The organism is Seohaeicola zhoushanensis (assembly GCF_014656415.1).
GTDB classification, from domain to species: Bacteria; Pseudomonadota; Alphaproteobacteria; order Rhodobacterales; family Rhodobacteraceae; genus Seohaeicola_A; species Seohaeicola_A zhoushanensis.
Genome location: NZ_BNCJ01000062.1, coordinates 1 through 1,721, shown reverse-complemented (window position 1 = coordinate 1,721; position 1,721 = coordinate 1). Strand labels below are relative to the sequence as shown.

General features: G+C 65.7%; 1 protein-coding gene. It reads right to left on the bottom strand.

Annotated elements, in window-relative coordinates:
- The coding region (gene tnpC / locus IE266_RS26685; RefSeq protein ID WP_189683176.1) for an IS66 family transposase at positions 1-1,528 on the bottom strand (1,528 nt) is incomplete at its 3' end.
- Positions 1,529-1,721 lie beyond the last annotated feature (193 nt).

Sequence of the window (1,721 nt, the reverse complement as noted above, 5' to 3'; positions counted from 1 at the left end):
GCATAAGGTCGTCGATGCGGCTCTTGGGGTGTCCGTCGAGCAATGCGCGCAAAGTGGCGGTCAGATAGCTGACCGGATCGGCGCCACACATCTTGCAATTGGCAATCAGGCTGGCGAGCAGTGCCCAGTTCTCCGCGCCGACCTCGTGCCCGGCGAAGAGGGCGTTTTTTCTTGTCAGAGCGATCTTCCTGATCTGGTTCTCGACCGGGTTGGTGTCCAATTCCAAGCGACCGTCTTCCAGGAACCGCGTCAGGCCTGGCCAGCGCGCCAGCGTATAGCGGATGTCCTCGGCCAGCTTCGATGATCGCGGAATGCGCGACAGCTGTGCCTCGAGCCAGGGGCGGAAGGCCCCGATGATCGGTGCGGACAACGCGCGCCGGGCGGCAAGCCGGGCGTCGGGGGCCTGGCCGCGCACGGATTTCTCGACGGCATAGAGCTCGGCGATCTGGCGCAGGGCCTCCTCGGCAATCGGCGAGCCGTCCTTTTCCAGCCGTTTGACGAAGCGCCGACGAGCGTGGGTCCAGCAATGGACAAGCGTCCATGGACCCTCAGGCCGGTCCACCCTGGTGAGCTTGTCATAGGCTTCATAGCCGTCGCATTGCACGAAGTGCCCGCGATAGTCTTCGAGGAAGCGGAGCGCATGCACTGCGCCGCGGCCGGGCGCGTAGTGGAACATCACGACCGGCGGACCGACGCCGCCATAGCCCCGGTCATCGGCCACAATGGCCCAGAAGTAGCCAGTCTTGGTCTTTCGCCGTCCGGGATCGAGCACCGGCGCACGGGTTTCGTCCATGAACACCCGATCCGCGCCTTTCAGCCGCTCCTTCAGGTGATCGGCGATCGGACGCAGGTGGAAACAGGCACGCCCCACCCAGTTGCCGAGCGTCGCCCGGTCCAATGTGAGCCCCTGCCGGGTGTAGATTTCTGCCTGGCGATAGAACGGAAGGTGGTCGCCGAACTTGGCCACCATGACCTGCGCGATCAAAGCCTCGGTCGGCAGACCGCCGGGCACCACATGTTCCGGCGCATGCGCCTGAACCACCGCACCGGAACAGCGCCGGCAGGCGTATTTCGGACGGCGGGTCACCAGCACGCGAAGCTGGGCCGGCACCACGTCCAGCCGCTCGGAGACATCCTCGCCGATCCTGGCCATCTCGCCGCACCCGCAGGGGCACAACGTGCTCTGCGGCTCGATGATCCGCTCGACACGGGGCAGATGCTTCGGGAGGTGCCCGCGGTTCCGGTGCGGCGTGCCGCTTTCGACACGGCCTTGTCCCTTCAGTGCGCGCCGCGCTTTCTCCTGCGCCGCTTCCAGCACGCCCTGCGCGAGTTCCACATCCTCGAGCGGCAGGTTGAACTGTTCCTGATCAAGCTTTTCGGATTTCCGCCCGAACTTTTCCCGCCGCAATTCGCTGACGATGCTCTCCAGCCGTTTCTGGGCCTCGACCGCATCCGCCAGCGCCGCCTCGGTCTCGGCGAGGCGAGCCTTCAGGCGTGCGTTTTCTTCGGCCAGGGCGGTATTCGACATGACCCGGACCAAGCACATGGGTGAAGTCGCCACCACCGACAAAACGATACTGAGTCACTCAGCCGCAGCTATCCCGCCAGTTCCGGTCGCCGCACGCGCTCGGGCCGCACAAGCCGCCAGTCGAGCCCCTCGAACAGCGCCGAGAATTGGGCGGGCGACATCTTCATCACGCCGTCCCGCGCCTTGGGCCAGA